The sequence below is a fragment of the Thermoanaerobacterium butyriciformans genome, from assembly GCF_017874545.1.
Classification (GTDB): Bacteria; Bacillota; Thermoanaerobacteria; order Thermoanaerobacterales; family Thermoanaerobacteraceae; genus Thermoanaerobacterium; species Thermoanaerobacterium butyriciformans.
This window is the reverse complement of record NZ_JAGGLT010000012.1, coordinates 30,454-54,131: the sequence shown is the minus strand read 5'-3', so window position 1 is coordinate 54,131 and position 23,678 is coordinate 30,454. Positions and strand designations below refer to the sequence as shown.

General features: G+C 34.0%; 26 protein-coding genes. 4 read left to right on the top strand and 22 right to left on the bottom strand.

Annotation, left to right across the window (positions count from 1 at the left end):
- The first annotated feature begins 10 nt into the window (after positions 1 to 10).
- Positions 11 to 421: an arsenate reductase ArsC gene (locus J2Z80_RS06435; protein ID WP_209453664.1), complete on the top strand. Its 411-nt coding sequence runs from the start codon at positions 11 to 13 to the stop codon at positions 419 to 421.
- A 51-nt stretch (positions 422 to 472) separates the two neighbouring features.
- On the opposite strand, the gene J2Z80_RS06430 is transcribed toward J2Z80_RS06435, so the two are convergent.
- The 10 genes from J2Z80_RS06430 to J2Z80_RS06385 all read right to left on the bottom strand — a co-directional run bounded on the left by J2Z80_RS06430 (position 473) and on the right by J2Z80_RS06385 (position 9,006).
- Positions 473 to 1,108: a glycerol-3-phosphate acyltransferase gene (locus J2Z80_RS06430; protein WP_209453663.1), complete on the bottom strand. Its 636-nt coding sequence runs from the start codon at positions 1,106 to 1,108 to the stop codon at positions 473 to 475.
- A 13-nt stretch (positions 1,109 to 1,121) separates the two neighbouring features.
- Positions 1,122 to 2,207, bottom strand: a complete 1,086-nt coding sequence (locus J2Z80_RS06425) for a glycosyltransferase family 2 protein (protein WP_209453662.1) — start codon at positions 2,205 to 2,207, stop codon at positions 1,122 to 1,124.
- 281 nt (positions 2,208 to 2,488) lie between these two features.
- Positions 2,489 to 2,860 carry a heterodisulfide reductase subunit A-like protein gene (locus J2Z80_RS06420; protein ID WP_209453661.1) on the bottom strand — a complete coding sequence of 124 codons (372 nt, stop codon included), beginning with the start codon at positions 2,858 to 2,860 and terminating at the stop codon, positions 2,489 to 2,491.
- 65 nt (positions 2,861 to 2,925) lie between these two features.
- On the bottom strand, positions 2,926 to 3,132 hold the full coding sequence (locus J2Z80_RS06415; RefSeq protein WP_014758088.1) for a 4Fe-4S dicluster domain-containing protein: 207 nt from the start codon (positions 3,130 to 3,132) through the stop codon (positions 2,926 to 2,928).
- Between the two features lie 152 nt (positions 3,133 to 3,284).
- Positions 3,285 to 3,569 carry an ArsR/SmtB family transcription factor gene (locus J2Z80_RS06410; protein WP_085112350.1) on the bottom strand — a complete coding sequence of 95 codons (285 nt, stop codon included), beginning with the start codon at positions 3,567 to 3,569 and terminating at the stop codon, positions 3,285 to 3,287.
- A gap of 85 nt (positions 3,570 to 3,654) precedes the next feature.
- Positions 3,655 to 4,689 carry a lysylphosphatidylglycerol synthase transmembrane domain-containing protein gene (locus tag J2Z80_RS06405; RefSeq protein ID WP_245301189.1) on the bottom strand — a complete coding sequence of 345 codons (1,035 nt, stop codon included), beginning with the start codon at positions 4,687 to 4,689 and terminating at the stop codon, positions 3,655 to 3,657.
- A 15-nt stretch (positions 4,690 to 4,704) separates the two neighbouring features.
- The gene (gene pdaA / locus J2Z80_RS06400) at positions 4,705 to 5,649 is read right to left on the bottom strand and encodes a delta-lactam-biosynthetic de-N-acetylase (RefSeq protein WP_209453660.1); all 945 of its coding nucleotides are present in this window, start codon (positions 5,647 to 5,649) and stop codon (positions 4,705 to 4,707) included.
- 66 nt (positions 5,650 to 5,715) lie between these two features.
- Positions 5,716 to 6,285 carry a CRISPR-associated protein Cas4 gene (cas4, locus tag J2Z80_RS06395; protein WP_209453659.1) on the bottom strand — a complete coding sequence of 190 codons (570 nt, stop codon included), beginning with the start codon at positions 6,283 to 6,285 and terminating at the stop codon, positions 5,716 to 5,718.
- Positions 6,282 to 6,551, bottom strand: a complete 270-nt coding sequence (locus tag J2Z80_RS06390; protein WP_209453688.1) for a hypothetical protein — start codon at positions 6,549 to 6,551, stop codon at positions 6,282 to 6,284. Before J2Z80_RS06390 ends, cas4 begins: the two co-directional genes overlap by 4 nt.
- A 109-nt stretch (positions 6,552 to 6,660) precedes the next feature.
- Entirely contained in the window at positions 6,661 to 9,006 is a 2,346-nt protein-coding gene (locus J2Z80_RS06385; RefSeq protein ID WP_209453658.1) for a sugar phosphate nucleotidyltransferase, read from the bottom strand.
- A 129-nt stretch (positions 9,007 to 9,135) separates the two neighbouring features.
- On the opposite strand from J2Z80_RS06385, the gene J2Z80_RS06380 reads away from it, so the two are divergent.
- Positions 9,136 to 10,068, top strand: coding sequence for a Na/Pi cotransporter family protein (locus J2Z80_RS06380; protein ID WP_209453657.1), 933 nt, complete (start codon positions 9,136 to 9,138; stop codon positions 10,066 to 10,068).
- 59 nt (positions 10,069 to 10,127) lie between these two features.
- Positions 10,128 to 11,213: a GerAB/ArcD/ProY family transporter gene (locus tag J2Z80_RS06375; RefSeq protein ID WP_209453656.1), complete on the top strand. Its 1,086-nt coding sequence runs from the start codon at positions 10,128 to 10,130 to the stop codon at positions 11,211 to 11,213.
- A 23-nt stretch (positions 11,214 to 11,236) separates the two neighbouring features.
- Here J2Z80_RS06375 and glyA read toward each other — a convergent pair whose 3' ends face one another.
- Both glyA and J2Z80_RS06365 read right to left on the bottom strand, forming a co-directional pair.
- Positions 11,237 to 12,469: a serine hydroxymethyltransferase gene (glyA, locus tag J2Z80_RS06370; protein WP_209453655.1), complete on the bottom strand. Its 1,233-nt coding sequence runs from the start codon at positions 12,467 to 12,469 to the stop codon at positions 11,237 to 11,239.
- 306 nt (positions 12,470 to 12,775) lie between these two features.
- A complete protein-coding gene (locus tag J2Z80_RS06365; protein WP_209453654.1) occupies positions 12,776 to 13,711 on the bottom strand; it encodes a dipeptidase in 936 nt (311 codons plus the stop codon).
- A 151-nt stretch (positions 13,712 to 13,862) separates the two neighbouring features.
- Here J2Z80_RS06365 and J2Z80_RS06360 point away from each other — a divergent pair, with 151 nt between their 5' ends.
- Positions 13,863 to 15,269, top strand: coding sequence for a PIG-L deacetylase family protein (locus J2Z80_RS06360; RefSeq protein WP_209453653.1), 1,407 nt, complete (start codon positions 13,863 to 13,865; stop codon positions 15,267 to 15,269).
- A 25-nt stretch (positions 15,270 to 15,294) separates the two neighbouring features.
- Here the strand turns inward: J2Z80_RS06360 and hisIE are convergent, their stop codons facing one another.
- From hisIE to J2Z80_RS06310, 10 genes are all read right to left on the bottom strand, one after another.
- Positions 15,295 to 15,963: a bifunctional phosphoribosyl-AMP cyclohydrolase/phosphoribosyl-ATP diphosphatase HisIE gene (gene hisIE, locus J2Z80_RS06355; protein ID WP_209453652.1), complete on the bottom strand. Its 669-nt coding sequence runs from the start codon at positions 15,961 to 15,963 to the stop codon at positions 15,295 to 15,297.
- Positions 15,964 to 15,980: 17 nt separating this feature from the next.
- Positions 15,981 to 16,745, bottom strand: coding sequence for an imidazole glycerol phosphate synthase subunit HisF (gene hisF / locus J2Z80_RS06350; RefSeq protein WP_132775222.1), 765 nt, complete (start codon positions 16,743 to 16,745; stop codon positions 15,981 to 15,983).
- Entirely contained in the window at positions 16,745 to 17,452 is a 708-nt protein-coding gene (gene hisA, locus J2Z80_RS06345; protein WP_209453651.1) for a 1-(5-phosphoribosyl)-5-[(5-phosphoribosylamino)methylideneamino]imidazole-4-carboxamide isomerase, read from the bottom strand. The genes hisF and hisA overlap by 1 nt, the downstream gene beginning before the upstream one ends.
- A 19-nt stretch (positions 17,453 to 17,471) precedes the next feature.
- On the bottom strand, positions 17,472 to 18,074 hold the full coding sequence (hisH, locus tag J2Z80_RS06340; protein ID WP_013297100.1) for an imidazole glycerol phosphate synthase subunit HisH: 603 nt from the start codon (positions 18,072 to 18,074) through the stop codon (positions 17,472 to 17,474).
- Positions 18,075 to 18,093: 19 nt separating this feature from the next.
- On the bottom strand, positions 18,094 to 18,678 hold the full coding sequence (gene hisB, locus J2Z80_RS06335) for an imidazoleglycerol-phosphate dehydratase HisB (RefSeq protein ID WP_209453650.1): 585 nt from the start codon (positions 18,676 to 18,678) through the stop codon (positions 18,094 to 18,096).
- Complete coding sequence (hisC, locus tag J2Z80_RS06330; RefSeq protein WP_209453649.1) at positions 18,675 to 19,730, bottom strand: histidinol-phosphate transaminase; 1,056 nt, start codon at positions 19,728 to 19,730, stop codon at positions 18,675 to 18,677. Before hisC ends, hisB begins: the two co-directional genes overlap by 4 nt.
- Entirely contained in the window at positions 19,727 to 21,013 is a 1,287-nt protein-coding gene (hisD, locus tag J2Z80_RS06325; protein WP_192404252.1) for a histidinol dehydrogenase, read from the bottom strand. Before hisD ends, hisC begins: the two co-directional genes overlap by 4 nt.
- 62 nt (positions 21,014 to 21,075) lie before the next feature.
- Positions 21,076 to 21,708, bottom strand: coding sequence for an ATP phosphoribosyltransferase (gene hisG, locus J2Z80_RS06320; protein ID WP_209453648.1), 633 nt, complete (start codon positions 21,706 to 21,708; stop codon positions 21,076 to 21,078).
- Positions 21,701 to 22,861 (bottom strand): ATP phosphoribosyltransferase regulatory subunit, encoded by a 1,161-nt coding sequence (gene hisZ / locus J2Z80_RS06315; RefSeq protein WP_209453647.1) that lies wholly within the window; start codon positions 22,859 to 22,861, stop codon positions 21,701 to 21,703. Before hisZ ends, hisG begins: the two co-directional genes overlap by 8 nt.
- Before the next feature lie 104 nt (positions 22,862 to 22,965).
- A complete protein-coding gene (locus tag J2Z80_RS06310; protein WP_132775230.1) occupies positions 22,966 to 23,664 on the bottom strand; it encodes an endonuclease/exonuclease/phosphatase family protein in 699 nt (232 codons plus the stop codon).
- Positions 23,665 to 23,678 lie beyond the last annotated feature (14 nt).

Sequence of the window (23,678 nt, the reverse complement as noted above, 5' to 3'; positions counted from 1 at the left end):
GAGAATTTTTATGAAAGTAAAAGTAGCTTTCATCTGTGTAGCAAATTCATGCAGAAGTCAAATGGCAGAAGGTTTTGCAAAGCATTTAGGGTCAGATATATTAGAAGCCTATAGCGCTGGCACAAAACTTGCTGAAAGGGTAAATCCAAATGCGGTTGAAGTCATGAAAGAAGTAGGCATCGACATAAGCAGTCACAACCCAAAACTTTTAGATGAGATACCACCAAAAGTTGACATATTGATTACTATGGGATGCAATGTAGAATGCCCGTATATACCTTGCAAGTTAAAAGAAGACTGGGGCTTAGATGATCCCGATGGGAAACCAATAGATGAGTTTAGAAAGACAAGAGATATAATCGAATCAAAAGTTAAAGAACTCATCAAAAGAATTAAAAATAATGAAATAAACTTAAATTAACGCATATCCACAATACCTTTTATTTAAGCCAGCAAGCTAAAGCTTGCTGGCTTATCTCATAACAGCATTATTTTCATGATGTTTCTCATAAACATCTTTATAAAGTTTATAAAGTTTTTCTCTATTTGTGTATGTAATAATCATAAGATTAGCAAACCATATATCGTAAATGTACATAGGAAATGATTTATAATACAAATATAATACCAATGTCAGCATTCCTATAACAACCATAAATCCATCAACTTCTGATGAAGTGGATTTACCTTTGTTTAAAATTATTGCTATTGCATACAGTATTGCCAGTATAACAGCGTATGCAATAGACACATTAAATCTTGTCACCGCACTCCATACGCCAAATGTTACTGCTATTCCTTTGCCACCACGCCATTTTAAAAATGGTGAAAAAACGTGTCCTAATATAGCTGCAACAGCAACAGGAGCTATCTCAACATCGCTAATATAGCCTTTTGATACCAATACCGAAAGTGGAAAATATCCTTTTAAAAAGTCAAGGGCTACTCCTAAAATCCCCAGTTTGTATCCTGCAGCGTGCCACAGGTTAAATGCCCCCGGATTTCCATCCCCATACATATGCAAATCTTTTTCAGCAAGAAGACCTAACCAATATGAAAACATCATAGAACCACATATAAATTCAGTAAAAGCATAAAAAGCTATCAATTCATTTTCCCCCTTAGACTTTAATTTTTCTCCCTTTCCATGTAACGTATCCTAAAAAGAAAACTTGATACAGTGAGTAAAGCATAATATAAATAAACAACAACGATGAAAGAACGTGAAATAATGAAACAATTACTCCATAATATCCTGTCCACTTATTAATATAGATAATCTGCAATGTGTAGATAATGTAAAAGATCATAAATAAAGTAGACAAAGGACTATTATATATAATAAGAAACGGTGTAATAAGCTCTACCGACAATAAACCAATAAACCAAACTGCAATAAGGACAATCGTAATGCTATAAAGCCTCGATGTGCTTAAGATTGCACTCTTTCCAAAACCTTGTATTTCGCTTTTGATGCCATAAGGATACATCCTAAATGATACAAAGTCATATCCAATATAATTTTGAACATTTACACCATTCATAGTAAATTTTCGTCCTAAACTTAAGTCATCCAGCACTTCTCTTTTTATGCTGTAATGTCCATTTACCTTTTCATAATCTTCGCGGGACACGACAATGCAAGAGCCATACATTCCTTTTTGCGGATTATATTTTTCAAAGGGCGATGTGAATGCAAAAATCCCCAAAATACATGGTATCAATGAAAGCTTTTCATAAAATTTTTCAGGGCGATGATATGGTACAACCGATATAGCTCCATTTGCCTTCTCTCTCGCTTTCACCAATGCCTCTAAAGCACGGGGAGATAGTCTAACATCAGCATCAATAAATGCAAGTACATCACCTGTAGAATTTTTGTATCCATTCCACAAAGCCCAAGTCTTCCCCGTCCAACCATCTGGCATTTCTGTATTTCTTATAACTTTAATGCCATAACTTTTTGCAATCTCAAAAGTCCTATCTGAGGAAAAATCATCAACTACGATTACTTCATAAGGCATATACGTCTGCTTTTTTAGAGACTCAAGTATATATGGGAGATTTTTCTCTTCATTTCTTGCAGGAATTATGACAGATACTTTGTACTGCCTCTGTAAAGGTTGATTTTCCAGGGACAGTCTTACATTTTTGAACAGAATAAAACCAGAAGCGATTCCTAACAGCAAAAAAACACCAACTATCAATTTGCATCACATCCCTCTCCCAGTTTGACATCAAAAATGTTGAAGAAAATTAGGCCCACATAAATCGTTAACTAATAATTCCACTTTTTTTGTATCAAGTCTATGTCTTAAAAGCATTCCTCATAATAAATTTATTTAATAAACAAAACAAAAATAACGCTTTTTTCTCTTGATACTATTATGACATATATTTATACGACAAACAATAGTAATAATCCCCCATCTATAGAGGATGGGAGACTTTTTTAAAACTCCTTGTTAAAATAATAAGTATATAAAAATTATTTTTCTGATTGTCCTTTTTCATTAACAGCTTTCTTGATTTCATTTATTACTTGCTCTGTGTTCATATTTCTTATTTCTATGCCAATATGCTTTTCTCTGTCGAATCCTACTGCGTCAAAAGCATCCCTATACATTTTTCTCTGCATTACTGGATCGCATGCAGCGACGTATAACTCATCTATATCTGCACCTTTTAAAAGTTCACGCAAATACCTATCCCCATCCTCCGCGCAAAGCTGTGGGTGCAATCCTACCCATTCAAATATATTTTCCCTTCTTAATGTGTTTAAAACTTCGAATGTGTCCATATCCTGAAATGAAGGACATGTGCCTTGGCATACGCATAAAAGCAATCCTTTTTTGCTCATTTTATTATTCCCTCCAATTAAATTTATAATTTTTTAAAATCTTTAAGCGAAATTGTAAATTAAGCTTATTTATTGTCGCCAAAATAAGATATAGCGTCGTTATCGCATATCTTCTGGCAACCTCTGCAAAACTCTACACAGTTGTCAGGATTTATTACAAGCGGAAAACCATCATCACCTATTGTGTAAACATCGTGTTTGCAGAAATTAACACACTGATAGCACTGTATGCATTTATCGTGGTCAATAATTGGATACCAATTTTTTGCCATCTATTTCACCTCCTTTCACGTCGCTAATTTTTATTCTTTTATTCGGTTTTTCGAATTAAATAGACAAAATAAATAACTAATCTAACTATAAAAATATATTAGGGAATATATTTCTTTATTCGGTTATTCGAATATATAAGATAAGCAAATGCTTACTCCCCAACTATTTTCTTAACTTCATCTATAATTTTAACGATGTCCTTGTTTTTAAGAGTATAATAAATCTTTGTTCCTTCCCTTGAATCTTTTACTATCCCATTTGCCCTTAACACCATTAAATGCCTTGAGATATGAGATTGGTCAAGATTCAAAACAGCCATCATTTCACAGACGCACATCTCATTTCTGCTTAAAAGCTCTATTATCTTAATTCTTGTCGGATGTGACAATGCTTTAAAGTACTCAGCCGTCTTGTCGTACAAATCAATTGTTACCATCTTATCACCCTTCCCAACTAATTATATTCGTTTTTTCGAATAAAGTCAACAAAAAGATTTTTTAAGGCGCAATGACTTAAAATAATCATTCAGCGCCTAACGGCTTGTCTTTATCTTTTCTCATCATCAAGAAAAATCCTATTCCTGACGCAATCAAGTATACGTAGTATGTGAAAAACCTCCATATGCCTATGAAAACACCTAACAAATGGTGCGGTACAATATTTGAAAATATGCTGGCAAAGCCAACTTCAACAAATCCTGCTCCACTTGGTATCACATTGTAAGCAAGAATATCGTAAAATATAATTTGCCTTGATATGACAGCTAAAATGTTGAATTTTATGTTCATCGCTATCATCAAAATTGGTGCAATGCTGTAAAACAAAGTCCAGAAAAGCATAGCGTATAAAAGCTGCGATATTAGAAGCTTTCCTCCCGAACTTACCATGAAAAGTTCATTAAATCTGCGATTGTATTCAATAATTTCAGTTTTTGTATTTTCAAAAAACTTTTTATACCTTTCACCTGAGAAAAACTTTATGCCAGCAATCAAATTCACTACAGAGATTAAAAAAGCCGGCCTCAATATTATATAGACAAGACCTATCAATAAAAGCAAAAGTATAAATGAAACCAATATGGCAAATATAGACAAAGCATGCGTAAGCTCCAACTGCTTTCTAAAGAAAATCAGCAGTATCGGTGGAATCGTGCCGAAAAAAATACCTGAAAACAAGATCTTGGCTGTAAAAATCATAAGACTTTTATTTGGTGGGATTTTTTTCTTATTCAAAAGATATATGGTAATCGGCAGTGCACCTGAACCAAATGGAGTTATGTAGCTGAAGAAAAAAGTAGCTAAATTAAACTTAAATAGATAACCAACGCTTAAATCTTCTCCTAAGGCTAAAAGCAAATCTCTAATCCTATAAGTATCCACCATCAAGCTTAAAAAAATAAAAAGCAGCATGATGCCAATATAAATGGGATTTATATTCATAACATCTTTTAATCCTTGATACCCTGAAAACTTCATTATGATGGCTATTGCGCCAAAGCTTAAAACGAACGCAATGGCCATCATGTAGAAATTCTTCCTTTCTATAATATGATTCAAAATTATCCCCTCACTTTATTTGCTTATATCATCTAAAGTCTTAAATACATATCCCTGCACTTTTATATCTTTTAATATCCTATCAAGAGCCATCGTATCATCTTTCGAAACAGCATGCAGCAGTATAACAGCCCCAGGATGAATTCTATTCATAACAGTATTATAACTTTCATCAGGGCCTCCCGGCAAAGGTTGCCAGTCAGCAAGAGCAAGACTCCAAAATACAGTTTTATAACCAAGTGATTTTGTTATATACAATGTCCTTTCACTGTACTCACCCATGGGCGGCCTGAAATAATGCATATTTTTCCCTGTAAGGCTCTTAAACATCTCTGCAAGACCAGTTATTTCGCTTTTAACTTTTTCATCTGAAATTTTCGGAAGACTAGGATGATTCACCGTATGATTACCTACTATATGTCCTTCAGCAATCATTCTCTTAACAAGATCGCCATGTTCCTTAATATACGGTCCAGTTACAAAAAAAGCTGCCTTTACATTATTTGCCTTTAATATATCAAGAATTTTTGGTGTATACCCATTTTCATATCCTTCATCAAATGTCAAGTATACGTATTTTTTCGTTGTATCTCCTGTAAATATTCCATCGTACTTTTTTATAAGGTTCATGGCTTTTGATGTAATCTCAGGTGTCTTGTGGTCAGGCAATACCCTCATACCCCAGCCGTACAGGGTATTATCAAGCCCTTCTGTATTTATCTGAGGACTGTATACATCATTATTTACTGTGCCTTTCGTTGTATCTTCAGCTTCACTTTCCGCTGATTTGTCTTCTACATCTTTACTTACATCATTATTGCTGGTTTTTACATTCACGCTAGGCTTTTGAACAGACTTTTTTTCATCGTTTAAAGGCTTTTTCGTCTTTATGAAACTGCAAGATGCAGTCGAAAACACAAGCATTGAAATAAAAAACAAAACACATATCTTCCTTAGCATATTATCATCCTCATTTCAAAAATATCTTCCTATGTATTTTTTGCAATCAGATGTTTTGTATTCTTATCAGATTTTTGCTTTGCTTTCTTTGTAAATTTTACACACAGTATCTCTGCAAGGGCAAAATCTGCACTTTAGAAAATCGCCTTCTACGTCAGGAAAAAACTTTTCTTCTTCTAAAAGCCTCATCTCTTTAACAACTTTAATCAATTCTCTCCTAAGCCCTTTTGTATTGTACACTTCAAACATTGTATTTTGATAGATGATTCGACCTCTTCTTACTTTTTTTCCGAATTCTTCTTCAATTATCAAAAAATAAGCAGTCAATTGCATGACATCCTTTAGCAGAGGAGAATGTCCATTGGCTTTAGAGCTTTTCAATTCCAATGGTATTAATTCATTCCCTACATCATAAATGTAATCTGGCTTACCGCTTATGCCATATTTGGGAGATTTTAAGAGCTTGCTGTATATAACTCCGTCTTTTTTTACTTCCTCTTGTTTATCTATGTATATCAATTTTCCTCTCCTAAATCCTATAGTCCTTTTCATCTCTTTATAAGGTGGCCTTTTTTCTAAAATTTCCTTTGATATTATATAAAATATTAATAATGTAAAAATTAAATTTAAAATCATTTCAGCAACCCTATCCCAATGGCTATTAAAGTCAAAAAGATAAATATCCACAAAGCAATCTTTTTGTATCTTAAATGCACAATATCTCTGTAATACCTCTCATGATATTCTATTCCTTTTTTAAAATTGCTAAGCTCCGATTTCGCTCCACTTTTCTCCCGCAATTCATTTATATATTTATGTCCGTACTTTTTCTCATAGTACCACTGATAAGGGCAATACAAATATTGATTTATTTCAGAAGCCGAAATGTACTTGTTTGACATATTATCACCAATTTCATGCATATAATAAAAAAACACTGCAGATTATTCCACAATATTAACTATATCAATTTTTAAGTACATCTGCAATGTTTTGTTGATTAATTTTTTATTAATTGCCTTTAGGCTCAATTATCTTACTTACATATTCTGCATACTCATTTAACAGTGATTCTGCCTGTTCTCTCGTTGGAGCTTCAGAATATATTCTGCATGCCGGCAGCTCTGAATCTGGAACTAATAGAACCCATGCATCACCGTAATTAAATCTTATTCCATCTAAAAACATTGATTTTTCATCTTTTTTCTCGTAGAACTTTCTTATTATCAGTCCTTTGTCTTTCCAGTCACAATTTATTACTTTGTTTAATTTCACTCTTTTTGGTATAGACTTCTTTATATCTGACAATTTTATCTTATTTTTGTTTAGATACTCAATCAGCTTAAGCGTAAAATTTATTCCATCAAAGCTTAAATTAAATTGTGAGCTTCGATCATTTTTGTCTTTTTCAATTTCAAACATCTTTTTCATCGCTTCAGGCGGCGATATTTTGCTGAATTTTGTTTCAATGTTAAGCTCTTCTGATACTTCACTTAAAAATTGTGGGCTGTTAAAAGGAATGACAAACTTATTTTTTCCGTTTTCCTTGCCTATCAATATTCTCAGATAATTCAACTCATCATCATCAAACATGTGCCCCTCGTCGTCGTACAGCTCTACATTTTCTCCATCATCAGATATTTTTATGCCAATGTCGTAATTTGCTGCTGCCGCGCCTTCAACATATCCTTGATTTAGTATAGTCAAAATATTTTTTGTTGTTTTATTCATATATTTTATGTTTAAATTTCCAAGTGATTCTCGACGCAGTGATAAAAACTCCGCATATTCCTTATTTACATCCTTTGGAACCTCATCATTTATGATATGTGATATCTTGTAATCATTGATTTTGTATTTGTTAGCAATCTTCTTTTCCATATTTCTATCTATATCGCACCCATTTTCATCCATTATAATTATATTTATTGTATCTCTATCTACGTTTCTTATAAAGACGCCTGCCTTATATCCATTCTTTTTAATAGAGTACCTCATGGCCGGTAATATTGTAGAGAAAGCTGCATATACTTTCCTTCCGGATGCTTTAATACCATCTTTTATAAGGTCGTAAGCTAATTTCGATTTAGCCTCATCAACACACCCAACCAATATATCTCCTTCAAACACATTTCCGATAATTTCACCAATTTTTACTAAATTGTCCGGCGTTAGATTGTCATATAGTTTTCCCTTTATTCCTCTTTCTCCAAATAGCGATGTATCATCATTGCTGCCCCAAACCACATCTTTTTCAACAACATTGCCGGTTGTGATAACTCTATTAGGCCATATCTTTGTGTTTGGTTTAACTTCGCTAAATGATTGAAGTTTCGATTTTTCACCTATTATGGAATTATCGAATGTTCTTACATTGTTTTCTGTTATTGCTCCACTGCAAAAAATCGTACCTCTTATTTCATTATTTGCACCAATTTTTACGTCATCCCACAGTATGCTGTTTTTTAAAGTCGTCCCATGGCCAATGTAATTTCCATTTCCTATTATGGCATTTGGACCAATTACGGCATCATCATCTATCACAGTATCATCGCCAATTACCAAAGGTGGTACAAGCTTCGCACTATCTGACACAATTACATTTTTGCCGTAGATAATACCATCTTTATTAACTTTTTCTCTAAACCCCAGATCGACATCTCCCCTTAATAAATCAAGATGACTTTTTAGATATTGTACGCCACTACCTATATCGCACCAATAATTATCGCTTACAAAACCATACATAGGAATTTTCTTCTCAAGAACCATCGGAAATAAATCTTTGCTAAAATCAAATTGTTTATTTTCAGGAATCATATCTAAAATTTCAGGTTCAATGATGTAGATACCTGTATTTACAGTGTCGCTAAATACTTCTCCCCACGACGGTTTTTCAAGAAATTTGACAATCTTGCCATTCTCATCTGTTATCACAACACCGTATTCCAGAGGTATATCGACTCTCGTCAGCACCAGCGTAACCTTGGAGCCAGAATTTTTATGAAATTCATATGCTTTTTTTAAATCTATATCCGTTATGACGTCACCACTTATCACGACAAATGTATCATCAAGAAAATCAGCAGCATTCTTTACACTACCTGCTGTTCCAAGTGGTTTATCTTCAAAATAGTATTTTATTTTATCACCATACTGTTCATATAAATAGTTTTTTATCTTATCAGGCAAATAAAAAAGCGTAACGCCTAGATCTTTTATCCCATATCTTCCTATATGATTTATAATATGCCAAATAGCCGGCTTTCCAGCTATAGGAACCATAGGTTTAGGAATCCCGCATGTAAGCGGTCTTAGCCTACTTCCTTCACCGCCAGCCATTATTATCGCTTTCATATCATCACCTTCTATGAATATTACTACTAAATAGTATCTAGAAAAAAAATCATTTTATACAATGTCAGATTCAGTAGTAATATTTCTAAATCAAAATAAATATGTATTAAAAAAACATAGGAGGTTAACATGTTTAATATAATCATTTTCGTATCTTTAGGCATTGGAATTTTTATATTGGGATTAGTATTATTGACAACATCGCTTAAGATTATTTCAAAAGAAAGAGTCAAAATATTAATTGATAAATATACAGGAAATATTTATCTATCAATATTTATTGGATTCATTTTAGCTATAATGATGCAAAGTAGCAGCATGACTACAATAATAGCTGTAAGCATGGCAGACGCAGGTCTTTTAAACTTATACAGCGCAGCAGGTATAATAATGGGAGCAAATATCGGTACTACCGTTGCCGTTCAACTTTACGCTTTTGATCTTTATAACCTGATACCTTATGCAATTTTCTTCGGTTCAATTTTACGATTTCAAAAAAAGAAGCTTCTTAAATTTACAGGCAATATACTTTTAGGTCTCGGCATTATCTTCGCAGGACTAAAAATAATAGATATGGCTGTAACTCCGTTAAGGAATTTTTCTGAGATAAATAAATATATTTCGATTACTGAATATCCAATTTACGGCATTCTTATAGGCATAATTTTGGCGCTTATAATGCAGTCAAGCACTTTCTGCATTGCCATGATGCAGGTTCTGGCAACAGCCAAGATATTACCTGTTTACAATGCCATTTTCATAACATATGGTCTTAATATAGGTACGTGCTCAGAAGCTTTTTTAATGAGCTTGGCAACAAATAGAGAAGGTAAAAAAATCGCCATTTTTAACATATTTTTTAACATCATAGGGACAATAATTTTTCTTCCTTTAACACACCACTACTATGCTATTTTGAAATATATGACTCCGAATAATGTCTCCCGACAGATTGCAAATAGCCATATGTTCTTTAATATCATTTCAACATTGTTAGTCATACCCATAATGAAATATTTATTTTCATTCATTGAAATGTTAATAGGAAATGATACTAAATGATTAAAATTTTAAAATGTCCATAACATAATAATAAAATTGTAAGCCGGGATGTGAAACAAATGAAAAAAATAACATACACAGAACTTTTTTCTGCAATGTTAGTATTTGAATTAGGAAGTGCAATATTGTTCGTATTAGGCATATCGGCAAAGCAAGATGCATGGATAGCCATGATAATTGCCACAATAGCTGCATTTCCACTGATGTACATGTATGTGACTTTATTTAAAAAGTACGATGCAAACCTTCCACAAATATTGGAAGGAGTATTTGGGAAAATTGTGGGTAAAGCTCTTTCTGCAATCTACGCTATATACTTTTTATATATTGCCGCCCGCGTCACAAGGGACTTTGATGAACTAAACATTAGTACTATTTACAGACAGACACCTATATCTGCTATTTCAATAGCAATATTAATTGTAGTGTTATATTTTCTCTTGTTTGATATTAGTGTTACAATAAAATCTGCTCATATGGTGCTGCCAGTTTTTGTATTTCTTGCTGCTATGCAATTTTTGGGTATATTCACCATAAATGGTATAAGTATTAAAAAATTATTTCCTGTATTTGGAAACGGATTTATGCCCGTTATCAAAGCAGCATTCCCTCATATACTCACATTTCCATTCGGCGAACTCATTACTTTCATGATGATTTTCCCAGAGATCTATTTAAAAAAGGATCTAAACAAATATTGTATGGCTCTGGTTGCTGTTACAGGGCTTTGGCTTACAATAAATACAGTGGAAATATTATCAGCACTTGGAGTCGCAGAAACAGCACGGGCAAACTTTCCTTTTTACCAACTGGTTTTATCCATGAAATTTGGATCTTTTAGAAATCTTGATCCATTTTATGCTGTAGAAATCGTAATAGGTGGAGTTATAAAAATAACGGTTTTTGCGTATGCTGCAATAAAAACAATACAGTCTATATTTAATTTAAAAGAGTATAAATTTTTGCTTATACCTGTAGGCACTATCATATACGCCTTATCTATATTGATAGCCGATTCATACCCTCTTCACATTTTGATAGGGCTTAAATTGACTACAGTATACATACACGTCCCTCTTCAGATAATTATTCCCCTAATAGTTTTAATATTATCATTTATAAAAAAGCCTCAAAAACAACAATAACAAAAAAGCCTACAAATGCAGGCTTACTCATAAAGAGGATATTTGTCAAGTAGCTTCTTGACTCTGCTTTTAGCAGCATCAACATAATTTTCATCTTTTAATACATTATATATTATATCAGCAATTTCAACCATATCATTTTCGTTCATACCTCGCGTTGTAACTGCAGGAGTACCAAGCCTTAAACCTGATGTGACATTAGGACCTAATGGATCATTTGGTATGGCATTTTTATTGGCCGTTATGCCAACATAATCAAGGCGCTTTTCCAAATCTTTGCCAGTAACACCTGTACCTCTTAGGTCAAGAAGCATCAGATGATTGTCTGTGCCGCCTGATACTAAGTTTACTTTTCTGTCCATAAGCCCCTCTGCCAATGCCTTAGCATTTTTTAATATCTTCTTCTGATATTCTTTAAACTCAGGTTTCAATGCTTCATTAAAGCATACAGCCTTCGCAGCGATGACGTGCATCAACGGTCCTCCCTGTACACCAGGGAAAACTGATTTATCAATCGCCTTTGCATGAACTTCTTTTGACAGTATTATTCCGCCTCTTGGTCCTCGCAATGTCTTATGTGTAGTTGATGTAACAACATCTGCATATTCAACAGGATTCGGATGAAGACCTGCCGCAACAAGCCCAGCAATGTGTGCCATATCCACCATGAGATATGCTCCTACTGAATCCGCAATTTCTTTAAACTTTTTAAAATCTATTATCCTTGGATATGCACTTGCACCAGCAACTATAAGCTTTGGCCTGTACTCTTTAGCAAGTCTCTCAAGCTCATCATAGTCTATAAAGCCAGTATCTTCTTTCACTCCATAAGGTACGATATTATATAATTTGCCGGAGAAATTTACTTTGCTACCGTGTGTCAAATGTCCACCATGTGCCAAATTCATGCCTAATATCGTATCACCCGGTTTTATCAATGCAAAATACGCCGCCATATTTGCCTGAGCACCTGAATGAGGCTGTACGTTGGCATGTTCTGCTCCAAATAGCTTTTTTAACCTTTCTCTCGCCAAATCTTCAACTACATCTACAAATTCACAACCACCATAATACCGCTTTCCGGGATACCCTTCAGCATACTTATTTGTAAGCGGTGAACCCATTGCTTCCATAACTGCCGGACTCACAAAATTCTCCGATGCAATCAATTCAATTTTATTTTTCTGCCTTCCTATCTCCTTTACGATAGCATCGGCTATTTCAGGGTCTGTCTCTCTAATAACATCGATATTCATTACCTTACCTCCAGTTTTTTATTTTACTCTACTACAATAAAGTGCTATATTTTTATTATAAATATTGAAATCAAATTCTTCAACAAAAATGTATAAAAGTTGACACAAGTTTTAAATTTATAACCAATTCATTATACTAAAAATCTATTTAATGGCTAAATTTTACATCTTAAATAATTTTTTAATAGACTCTTGATTTTTATTTGAATTATATGTATAATGTATTCTTGGTCAAAACAATGACTCCCCCTTTAACATATGCAAGCCCCAATTAATTTATAGGGGCTATTTTTTATTAAAAAATATTTACCTTAGGATTTCTTTTATCAACCTTTCGAAATTACCATGTGATATTAAATCAATCTCATCATCCTTGAAGCCTCTTATCTTTAGTCCATCTAAAATTTTAGGAAAACATGATGCGTCGTCAAGCCCAAAAGGTGTTTTTTCTATGCCATCAAAGTCTGAGCCAAATCCAACATGCTCTGCACCTACTAATTCCGCAATATATTCCACATGATCAAGTACGTCTTCTATAGTGGCGTTGCCATCTTCTCTTAAGAAATCAGGGCAAAAATTAATTCCTATGACGCCATTTTTATCAGCAATAGCCTTTATCTGCTTATCACTTAGATTTCTTGGATGATTGCAAAGAGCTTTACAGTCAGAATGAGATGCTATAAATGGCTTATCACTCAGATCTACAACATCCCAAAATCCTCTTTCATTTAGATGTGATACGTCCACAATCATACCTAATCTATTCATTTCTTTTATGACATCTTTCCCAAAAGCTGTAAGCCCGTAATTATCGCTTCCTAAAATTCCATCCCCTAAATCATTTCTCAAACTCCACGTAAGTGTCATGGCTCTTACACCAAGTTTGTAAAACATCCTTAAAAGTGATAAGTCTCCTTCTAATGCTTCACCGCCTTCTATTGACAGTAGTGCTCCTAATATGTTTTTATCTTTAGCTTCATCAATGTCTTTTCCATTTAAGATTAATTTTATTTTATTGGTTTTTTCCATGGTTTGATAAAGTTTGTCAATCATTTTTAATGTTTTTGCAGCAGCATCTTTTCTCATAAATTCCGGCTCAACAAAAGTAGCAAAAACCTGAAGATGTACCATTCCTTCTTCTAATCTTACCAAATCTATATGGCCTTTATCATTTTGCTTTGTTATGTCTCTTCCGTCTTTTTCTATCAAATAAAGCGTATCACAGTGAAAATCAACAAACATATTATTGCCTCCTATAATTAATTTTACCTAATTAATATTTTACGCTTATGGTTATACATTACAAAAAATTTATTACATCAAATCGCAATTTTTGTAACAAATTATTAATAAATATATGCTACAATTATGACATAATTGGAGGGGTAAAACAATGAAAAGGAAGAAATTTTTTATAGTTTTTATAATTATGTTGACGTTAATGGTATCATATGTAATGAATTTAAAAACAACTTTTGCAAACCTTACTGAAAAAAAACCCGAACCCGAATTTGATAACCCCGGCCAGAGAATACTTGTGATCGTACCACACCCCGACGATGAATCTTTAGGGATGGCGGGAGTCATACAGAGAGCTGTAAGTCAAAATATCCCTGTTAAAGTAGTAATTGTAACAAATGGAGATAGCTACAAAAAGGCTGCTGCAGCATATACAGGGCATATTGACACAACGCCAGCAGACTTTTACAAACTTGGCATCCAAAGACAAAACGAAAGCATAGCTGCAATGGCCGAATTAGGTCTACCAAAAAGCGATGTGATTTTCCTTGGCTTTGCTGATGGCAGTACAAGATTTCTATGGAGCGACTTTTGGGATAATACACGTCCTAGAGTAAGTGGCGGTATTCAAAAAGCATATTCTCCATACAAAAACGCATATAAACCCGGTATTGCATACACTGGAAGTAATTTAGAAAATTGCATACAAGAAATCATAAAGTCATTTAATCCGACAGATATATACTATCCTTTAGCTGACGATATTCATCCAGACCATTGGGCTGTCAGCAATTTTGTAAGATATGCAATAACTGCTATGAACTTAAATGTAAGACAGCACATGTTTTTGGTGCATCATCCTCAATGGCCTGTTCCATGGCTTCTAGACCCAAATAAACCGCTGCTTCCTCCAGTTGATATGGCAGATAGCAATACAAACTGGCAAATATTTAAGTTGACGCCAAGCGAGATTCATAAGAAAGAAATTGCAATTAAAAAATACAGATCACAAATTGCAGTCATGGAGCCATTTTTAATGGGATTTATTCGGCAAAATGAACTTTTCGGAACTAAGCCTGTGTTATTGATAAAGAATACTGAAACACTGCCTGATTTCAAGCAGCAAGGACTGCCGTACATGTTGATAAAGGTGCCTGCTGGCGGCATTTTAAATCAAGAAATATATAGAAGTGCTGATATAACAGAATTGGCCGCATTTTGTTATAAAGACAATGAGCTGTATGTAGGAATACAATCTCTGGCGCCAATATCAAAAAAAGTAACGTATCATTTTGATATGAGATTATTTTACAAAGGCAGTATAAAAAGAATAGATGTTGGATTGGTAGGAGGAAGGATTTACGAGTACAAAAAATCAAAAAATTCTATGTATAACATTCCAATTTCAAATCCAATATCTAAAAAAAATATAGTATGGATAAAAATAAATATACCGAATACTCAAAACCTGAATTATATATTTATGGGTGCCGATTCAATATATAAAAATAGATTGATAGATAAAATACCGTGGAATATGTATAAACTTGAGAAAAAATAGCAAGGTCTTCTTGCTATTTTTTTACTTACTTTGTCTCTTTTCGCTTTTTATGCTGTTCCCTGAATTCTTCCGTTTTATAATATCTTTTTGAAATTTCTTTATATACGTCATTAAGATTTATTCCTTTTTCTACCATTAAAACCATCAGGTGATAGATGTAATCTGCAATTTCATATACAACTTCTTCTTTTGAGTCTTCTTTTGAAGCAATTATTATTTCAGCATTTTCTTCTCCTATCTTTTTCAAAATTTTATTTAACCCTTTTTCAAAAAGATAATTTGTATAGGATCCTGTTACTGGATTTTCTTTTCTGCTTTCTATTCTTCTGTAGAGGTTACTAAGAATTGACTCACTTTCTTCATTCTCATCATAATCATTTATAATATCTCTATGAAAACAGCTGTTATTACCAGTATGACATGCAGGTCCTTCAGGTTCTACCTCTACCAGAAGCGTATCACCATCACAGTCGTACTTAATGGCTTTAATGTGCTGTACATTGCCTGATGTCTCCCCTTTGTGCCACAAACTTTGTCTGCTTCTTGAAAAAAAATACGTCTCTTTGCTTTCCAAGCTTTTTTCAAGGCTTTCCCTATTCATATACGCCATCATAAGAACTTCTTTAGTTTCATAATCTTGTACTATAGCGGGTATTAGACCTTTTTCATCGAATTTTAAATCATCTATATTCATATACACAATCCTTTCACTTATATCATTCTGACAGGTATTTGGTTCTCTTTTAGATAACTTTTAAGCTCACTTATCTTAAGCTCTCCGTAGTGAAATAGGGATGCTGCCAATGCTGCATCTGCTTTTGCCTCTGTCAATACTTCTTTAAAGTGTTCTTTATTGCCTGCACCGCCAGATGCAATTACAGGTATATTTACTTTCTCAGCTACCATGCAGGTTAACTCTATGTCATAACCGTTTTTTGTGCCATCGGCATCCATGCTTGTAAGTAAAATCTCACCCGCTCCCAAACTCTCCACCTTTTTCGCCCATTCCAAGACATCGTATCCTGTATTAACACGTCCACCATTTATATAAACATCAAAACCAGTATTATCATCTCTTCTCTTTGCATCTATCGCCACCACAACGCACTGGCTTCCAAACTTCTTTGATGCATCTTTAATTAAATCAGGATTTTTAACCGCCTCGGAATTTATGGATATCTTGTCTGCACCGGCTCTCAATATCCTTCTAAAATCATCTACAGTGCGTATACCACCGCCAACAGTTAGCGGTATAAATACCTTCTCTGAAGTCCTTTTGACAACATCAATCATTATATCTCTTTTCTCATACGATGCTGTTATATCAAGAAAAACTATCTCATCAGCTCCTGCCCTGTTGTATTCCTCTGCCACATCGACAGGATCACCAGCATCTTTGAGGTTTACAAAGTTTACGCCCTTTACAACTCTTCCGTCTTTAACATCGAGGCATGGTATAATTCTCTTCGATAGCATTATAAAACCTCCAACACTTCTTTTAGATCTATTTTATTTGTATACAGAGCCTTTCCGATTATTGCGCCATACGCTCCTATTTCTTTCAACTTTAATATATCCTCTAAAGTCGTGATTCCACCAGATGCTATAACATTTATAGGAGTTTCAATAATTTTTTTGATGGAATCAAAGTTTGGCCCTTCCATCATTCCGTCTTTCCTAATATCGGTATATATAACCGTACCAATACCTATTTCCTTCATGTCTGATGCAAGTGCATCGTCCCTTATATTGCTTCTACTAAGCCAGCCTTTCGTAGCAACATATCCATCCTTTGCATCAATTCCTACAATTATCTTATCTCCATACTCTAGTACAAGACCTTTAACAAAATTCTTATTATAAACAGCTATGCTGCCTAGTATTATATAGTCTATACCCAAATTAAATAGATGTTTAGCTGTTTCAAGATTCCTTATTCCGCCACCGACTTCAATTTCACCGGAAAAAGACTTTCTTATGTTTTCTATAGATTTTGAATTTACAAGGCGCCCTTCTTTAGCACCGTCCAAATCGACAACATGAATTCTTTTGGCTCCATAGTCACCCCAAATTTTTGCCGCATCTTCTGGATTTTGAAAATATACTGTACTAGTCTCATAATCACCCATTGTAAGCCTAACACATTTCCCGTCAATAATATCTATAGCAGGTATTATTATCATCAAATCCCTCCACAATAAATTAGATCAATTCCGCAAAATTCTTTAATATTTGAAGTCCAACATCACCGCTTTTTTCCGGGTGGAACTGGCACGAAAATATATTGTCTTTACATACAACAGCAGGTATTTCTATTCCATATTCAGTTATAGCACAAATATCTTCTTCATCCCCATTTGTTAGGTAATAAGAATGAACAAAATAGACATTATCCCCATTTTTTATTTTCTTCAAAAGAGGCACATTTTTCCTTATTATAAGAGAATTCCAGCCTATATGCGGAACTTTCAAATTCGTCTTAATCTCTTTAATCTCTCCTTTTAGAAGATGTAAACCGTCAACTTCTTTTACTTCATAGCTTTTATCAAACAAAAGCTGCATGCCAAGACATATACCCAAGATAAGCTTTCCCTTTTTAACTTCTTCTTTAATTGCGTTTGAAAATCCTTTTTTATTTAATAATTCCATTGCATCTGGAAAAGCTCCTACTCCTGGCAGTACAAGCGCATCAGCATCTCTTATCATTTTTACTTCATCAATTATTTTTGCTTCACATCCTAAATACTGAAATGCCTTTTCAACACTCCTTAAGTTGCCCATTCCGTAATCTATAATGCCTATCAAAATTACACCACCTTTTAAATCATAATACGCCTTTTGTAGAAGGTACGCCTTCAATTCTATCGTCGATTTCCGTCGCCTCATCTAGGCAGCGACCTAGTGCTTTAAAGGCTCCTTCTATTATATGATGTGTATTCTTTCCGTGGAGCTGTTCTACATGAAGAGTTATACCGGAATTATATGCAAATGCCCTAAAGAAATCTTCAACTGTTTCTGTCTCAAAATTCCCTAAAACCTGCATTTTAAGCTCCAAATCATAGTACAAGTATGGCCTTCCACTTATGTCCACAACTGCTCTAATAAGTGCCTCATCCATTGGAACATACGACAAACCGTAACGCTTAATGGACTTTTTATCACCAAGAGCTTTTAAAAATGCCTGTCCTAATGTTATCCCTATGTCCTCCACTGTATGATGTGAGTCTACATATAAATCCCCCTTCGCTTCTACCTGCAGATCAAAAAGTCCATGCTTTGAAAACAAATTTAACATATGATCTAAAAATCCTATTCCTGTATTGATATGAGATTTCCCAGCTCCGTCGATATTAATCTTTACGTATACTTCTGTCTCCGCCGTCTTCCTATTGACTTCTGCTTCTCTCATGATAATATCTCCTTAATACATTTTATAAAATAACTGTTTGCTTCTCTTGTACCAATAGTCACGCGAAGCGTACCGCTTAACTCATTATCACCTGAAAAATCTCTTACAAGTATGCCCTTTTCTAAAAGCTTATTATATACATAATCAGCATCGTCAAACTTTAAGAGTAGAAAGTTAGCTTGTGAATTGTAAACTTTCAAGCCATCTATTTTACTTAATCCGTCCATCAAAAACTTTCTCTCATTTTTGATATATTCAACTCTATCCTTCACAGTATCCGCTTCCAACACGCTTAAAGCAATTGCTTGTGAAATGCTATTTACATTATACGGAGATTTGACCAAATTGAGACATCCTATCATCTCAGGATTTGAAACTGCATAGCCCACTCTCAGTCCAGCAAGACCGTATGCTTTAGAAAGCGTCCTTAAAACTATCATATTCTTATATTTATTAATTAAATCAATTACAGTTTCTCCAAAAAACTCATAGTATGCCTCATCAACAACAGTAATGCCTCTGTTCACTTCCAGTATCTTTATTATATCATCCCTACCAATTGTAGTACCTGTCGGATTATTAGGATTGCATAAAATCACTAACTTTGGATCATATTCCTTAATTGATTTTATAAATTCGACTACATCGTAGTGATAATCTTCGCCTAAACTTATTTCTACTTTATTTGCACCTGCTATCTCTGAATATACTCTGTACATGCTGAAAGAAGGCACTGGATATACGACAAAATCATCTGGAGAAACAAATGCATTCATTATAATATGTATAATTTCATCAGATCCGTTTCCAACTAAGATATTGTCTTTTGATGCGCTGCATTTTTCTGCTAATTTATCTCTTAATTTTATGCTTACAGGGTCTGGATATCTATTGACATTTGCGCTTTTCACTATTTCTTGAAGGTTTTCCAACGTGGATTCAGGAAGGCTGAATGGAACTTCATTTGCATCCATTTTATATTTACATTCGATATTTGAAACTTCATAATTTTTAAATCCTTTTATCTCATCTCTCAACAAATCATAGATCATCTTTTAAACCTCACTTTTATAGAGTTGGCATGTGCTGTAAGTCCTTCTGCTTCCGCCAATCTTACAATATCATCTGATACATTCTTTAGCGAATTTTCATCATAATATAAAATACTCATCTTCTTTATGAAATCATCCACAGACAGAGGTGAGAAAAATCTTGATGTACCGCTGGTAGGCAGCACATGATTGGGACCTGCAATATAATCTCCAAGAGGCTCCGGCGAATTCTCTCCTAGAAAGATAGCTCCTGCGTTTTTCACCATTCCAATCATCTCAAATGGATTATCTACAGCAAGTTCAAGATGCTCAGGTGCTATCTGATTTGCAATATTTAAAGCATCTTCCAAATTATTAACAATGATTATTGCTCCATAATCTTCTAGCGATTTATTGATTATATCTTTTCTTTCAAGGTTCAAAGTCTGTCTACTTACCTCTTCTGCTACCTTTTCTGCTATACTCTTTGAAGTAGTAATGAGAACAGCAGACGCCATAGCATCATGTTCGGCTTGCGACAATAGATCCGCTGCTAAATACGTCGGATTTCCGCTTTCATCCGCCACGATAAGAACCTCGCTAGGCCCAGCCACCATATCGATATCTACATACCCATACACAGCTCTTTTAGCCATGGCAACAAATATATTTCCCGGTCCAACTATTTTATCTACTTTAGGTATTGATTCGGTACCAAATGCTAATGCTGCAATTGCCTGTGCACCACCTATTTTGTAGATCTTGTTGATTCCAACTTCATTAGCTGCCACAATCACAAATGGATTTAATCCAGCTTTCACTGGCGTAACCATTACTATCTCATCAACACCTGCCACTTTTGCAGGAATGCTATTCATCAAAACAGACGAAGGATACGAAGCAGTACCACCAGGCACATATATGCCTACTTTTTCTAAAGGCCTTATCTTTTGGCCGTATACTATACCGCCTTTAAAATCTAACCATGTTTTTTGCTTCTGATTTTCGTGATATTCTGTAATATTTTTAAGGGCATTCCTTAAAGCACTTATAAATTCCTTATCTACTTTGCTGTAAGCATCATCTATCTCTTTTTTTTCAACCATTATGTTTTTATCATCTATTTCTACACCATCGTATTTTAATGTATAATCAAATAAAGCTCTGTCTCCATGCATCTTGACATTATAAATTATTTCAGACACAGTCGCCTCTACATCTTTATTCTCGAGCTTTGATCTATTGGTCAAATTTTTAATGACTGTATTATCAATCGAATTGCTAAAATCGTAGATTTTTATCATTTAGCATCAATCCCTTCAAACTATAATTCCATATACTCCTGAACTCTATAATGCCTTTTTATCTAGCTTCTTTCTGTAGCTTGTTTTAATTTATATATTATCTCTTTTATTCTATCGCTTTTTGTCTTCATGCTGGCTTTATTCACAATAAGCCTTGCACTTGATGGAAATATTTCTTCATATACAGTAAGCCCATTTTCTCTAAGCGTTGTACCCGTTTCTACAATGTCCACAATCACTTCAGATAACCCCACCAATGGAGCTAATTCGACAGAGCCATTTAACTTAATGATTTCGACATTTTCTCCTTTTTTCTTATAGAATTCTTCAGCTATTGAAGGAAATTTCGTTGCAACTCTTTTGTTGCTTAAAAAAGTATTCTTCTTATTGGTGGGACCAGCGACCACCATTTTACACTTTCCAAATCCTAAATCAAGCACTTCATAGCAATCCCTTTTAAGCTCTAAAAGCACATCTTTTCCGCAAACGCCTATATCAGCTGCTCCATGTTCAACATATGTCGGAACATCCGTCGGTTTAACAAGAATAAACTTTAAGTTGCTTTCAGAATCACATACAAAAAGCTTTCGCGACATTTCATTTTGAATATTGTCTGATATACCGCATGACGCAAAAACTTCGAAAGATTTATCTGCCATTCTTCCTTTCGGCAGCGCAACTGTTATGCTATCCATCTTGTACACCTACCTTAATAATCTCATCAAATCTTTTTTTCTTTAGATAATCTTCATTACCCTTGATTACAAGCTCTGCTATATTCCCCTCATTTCTCAATTTCAATGCTATATGGTAGGCTTCTTTTCTGCTACTATCATTGCAAAGTACCGCTACACTTTTTGGCTTCTTAGTGAATTTCTCGCTTTGATTTTGCAATGCCAGCATAGCTCTCTCTACGCTGATAGCAAAACCAGTTGCAGGCAAATCTTTCCCATAATTTTTAAGCAAATTATCGTACCTGCCTCCTGCGCAAATTGCGTATCCCAAATCTTTTACAAATATTCTGAATATGAGTCCTGTATAATAATCGATGCTTTGAACCATGCCCAAATCAAATGTTATATTTTTGTCCATCCCAAAGTCTTTCAAAATATCATAGACTCTTTCCAAATAATTTAAAGTCCTATTAGCTTTTTCAAATTTATATACATCTTTTGCTTTTTTTATTATCTCTATATCTCCAAAAAACAGAGGCAGATTAACTATTAATTCATAATTATGGCCCGTTATATTATTGTTTTTGAGAAAATACTCTATCTCCGATTGATTTTTCTGCTCTAGCAATTCTTTTAAAACCTGTTCTTCATTCCGAGCTAATCCTAAATCATCCAGCAATGATTTAAAAAACTCTGCCTGACCTATGTCAACTTTAAAATCTTTTATGCCTATGTTTTTCAGCGCTTCTACCGCGACAGATATACATTCCGCATCAGAATACTCATGATTTTTCCCAATAAGCTCTATTCCCGCTTGCGTGTACTCCCTCATCCTGCCAACTTGTGGATTGTCATATCTGTACACATTAGCGATGTAGCAAAATTTAAGAGGATATTCATTGTATTTTGTAGATGCTATCCTTGCAACTTGTGTTGTAACATCGGGTCTTAATGCAAGAAGATCTCCTTTCTTATCAAAAAATCTATAAAGATTATTTTCGTCAAAAAAAATGCCTGAAGTATTACTGAAATTTTCCATGTATTCAAATGTGGGAGGCATTATTTCTTCATATCCAGACGATTCAAATGTTTTTCTCAATATATTTTCTATACTGTGCTTAAATCTTAATTCCTCAGGCAAAAAATCCTGTACTCCATCAGGTAAATTTTTCATTAAAGCACCTCGCTAACCATCTAAATTACTTTATCTTTGTAGAGTGATAAAGTAATGACTTGTTATTTACATAATAATTTATTTTTGTCCATGTGTCAAGTACTTTAATCAAAATTGCATCTGACAGAAGCTATTACAGGAAAATGATCTGATAGATTGCAATCAACTGCCTTTATAGATTCAACGCTTATATCATTTGAATGCATTATATAGTCTATTCTAACAGGCTCATCACCATCTAAATATGAATAATAATCAGAATTAGCACTAAATGCTCCATCAACAAGTACATGACTAATTATTGAATATGCTCCATTCTCAGGTGTTTCATTAAAGTCACCTGTTAAAATCACAGGATAATCTAATCTTTTAATAATCTTTAATATCTCCTGTGATTGCATTACTCTTTCTTTGCTATTAAGCCCCAAATGAGTTGTTAGGAACCATATTTTTCTATAACTATCTAATTCTATCAGTACTGACAATACACCTCTTCTCTCGCCAGTAGAAGTCAGGTGATAATTATTTTTCTTTACAATGGGATACCGCGACAATATTCCATTGCCAAATGAGCCTAAGCCAATTTTTATATTTGGTCCAAATGCGTAATACATCTTAAGCCTTTTAGCTAAATATTTTATTTCGTTTAAAAAATACGAGCGTCCCAAATACGTGTCGACCTCTTGTAAACCTATTACATCAGCTTTTGATTGTTTTATAAAGTTTGAAATGCCGTATATGGTCAAATTATCTTTAATATCCTTTCCACCGTGAATATTATAAGTCATAATAGTTAACATCATAAAAATCCCTTCAT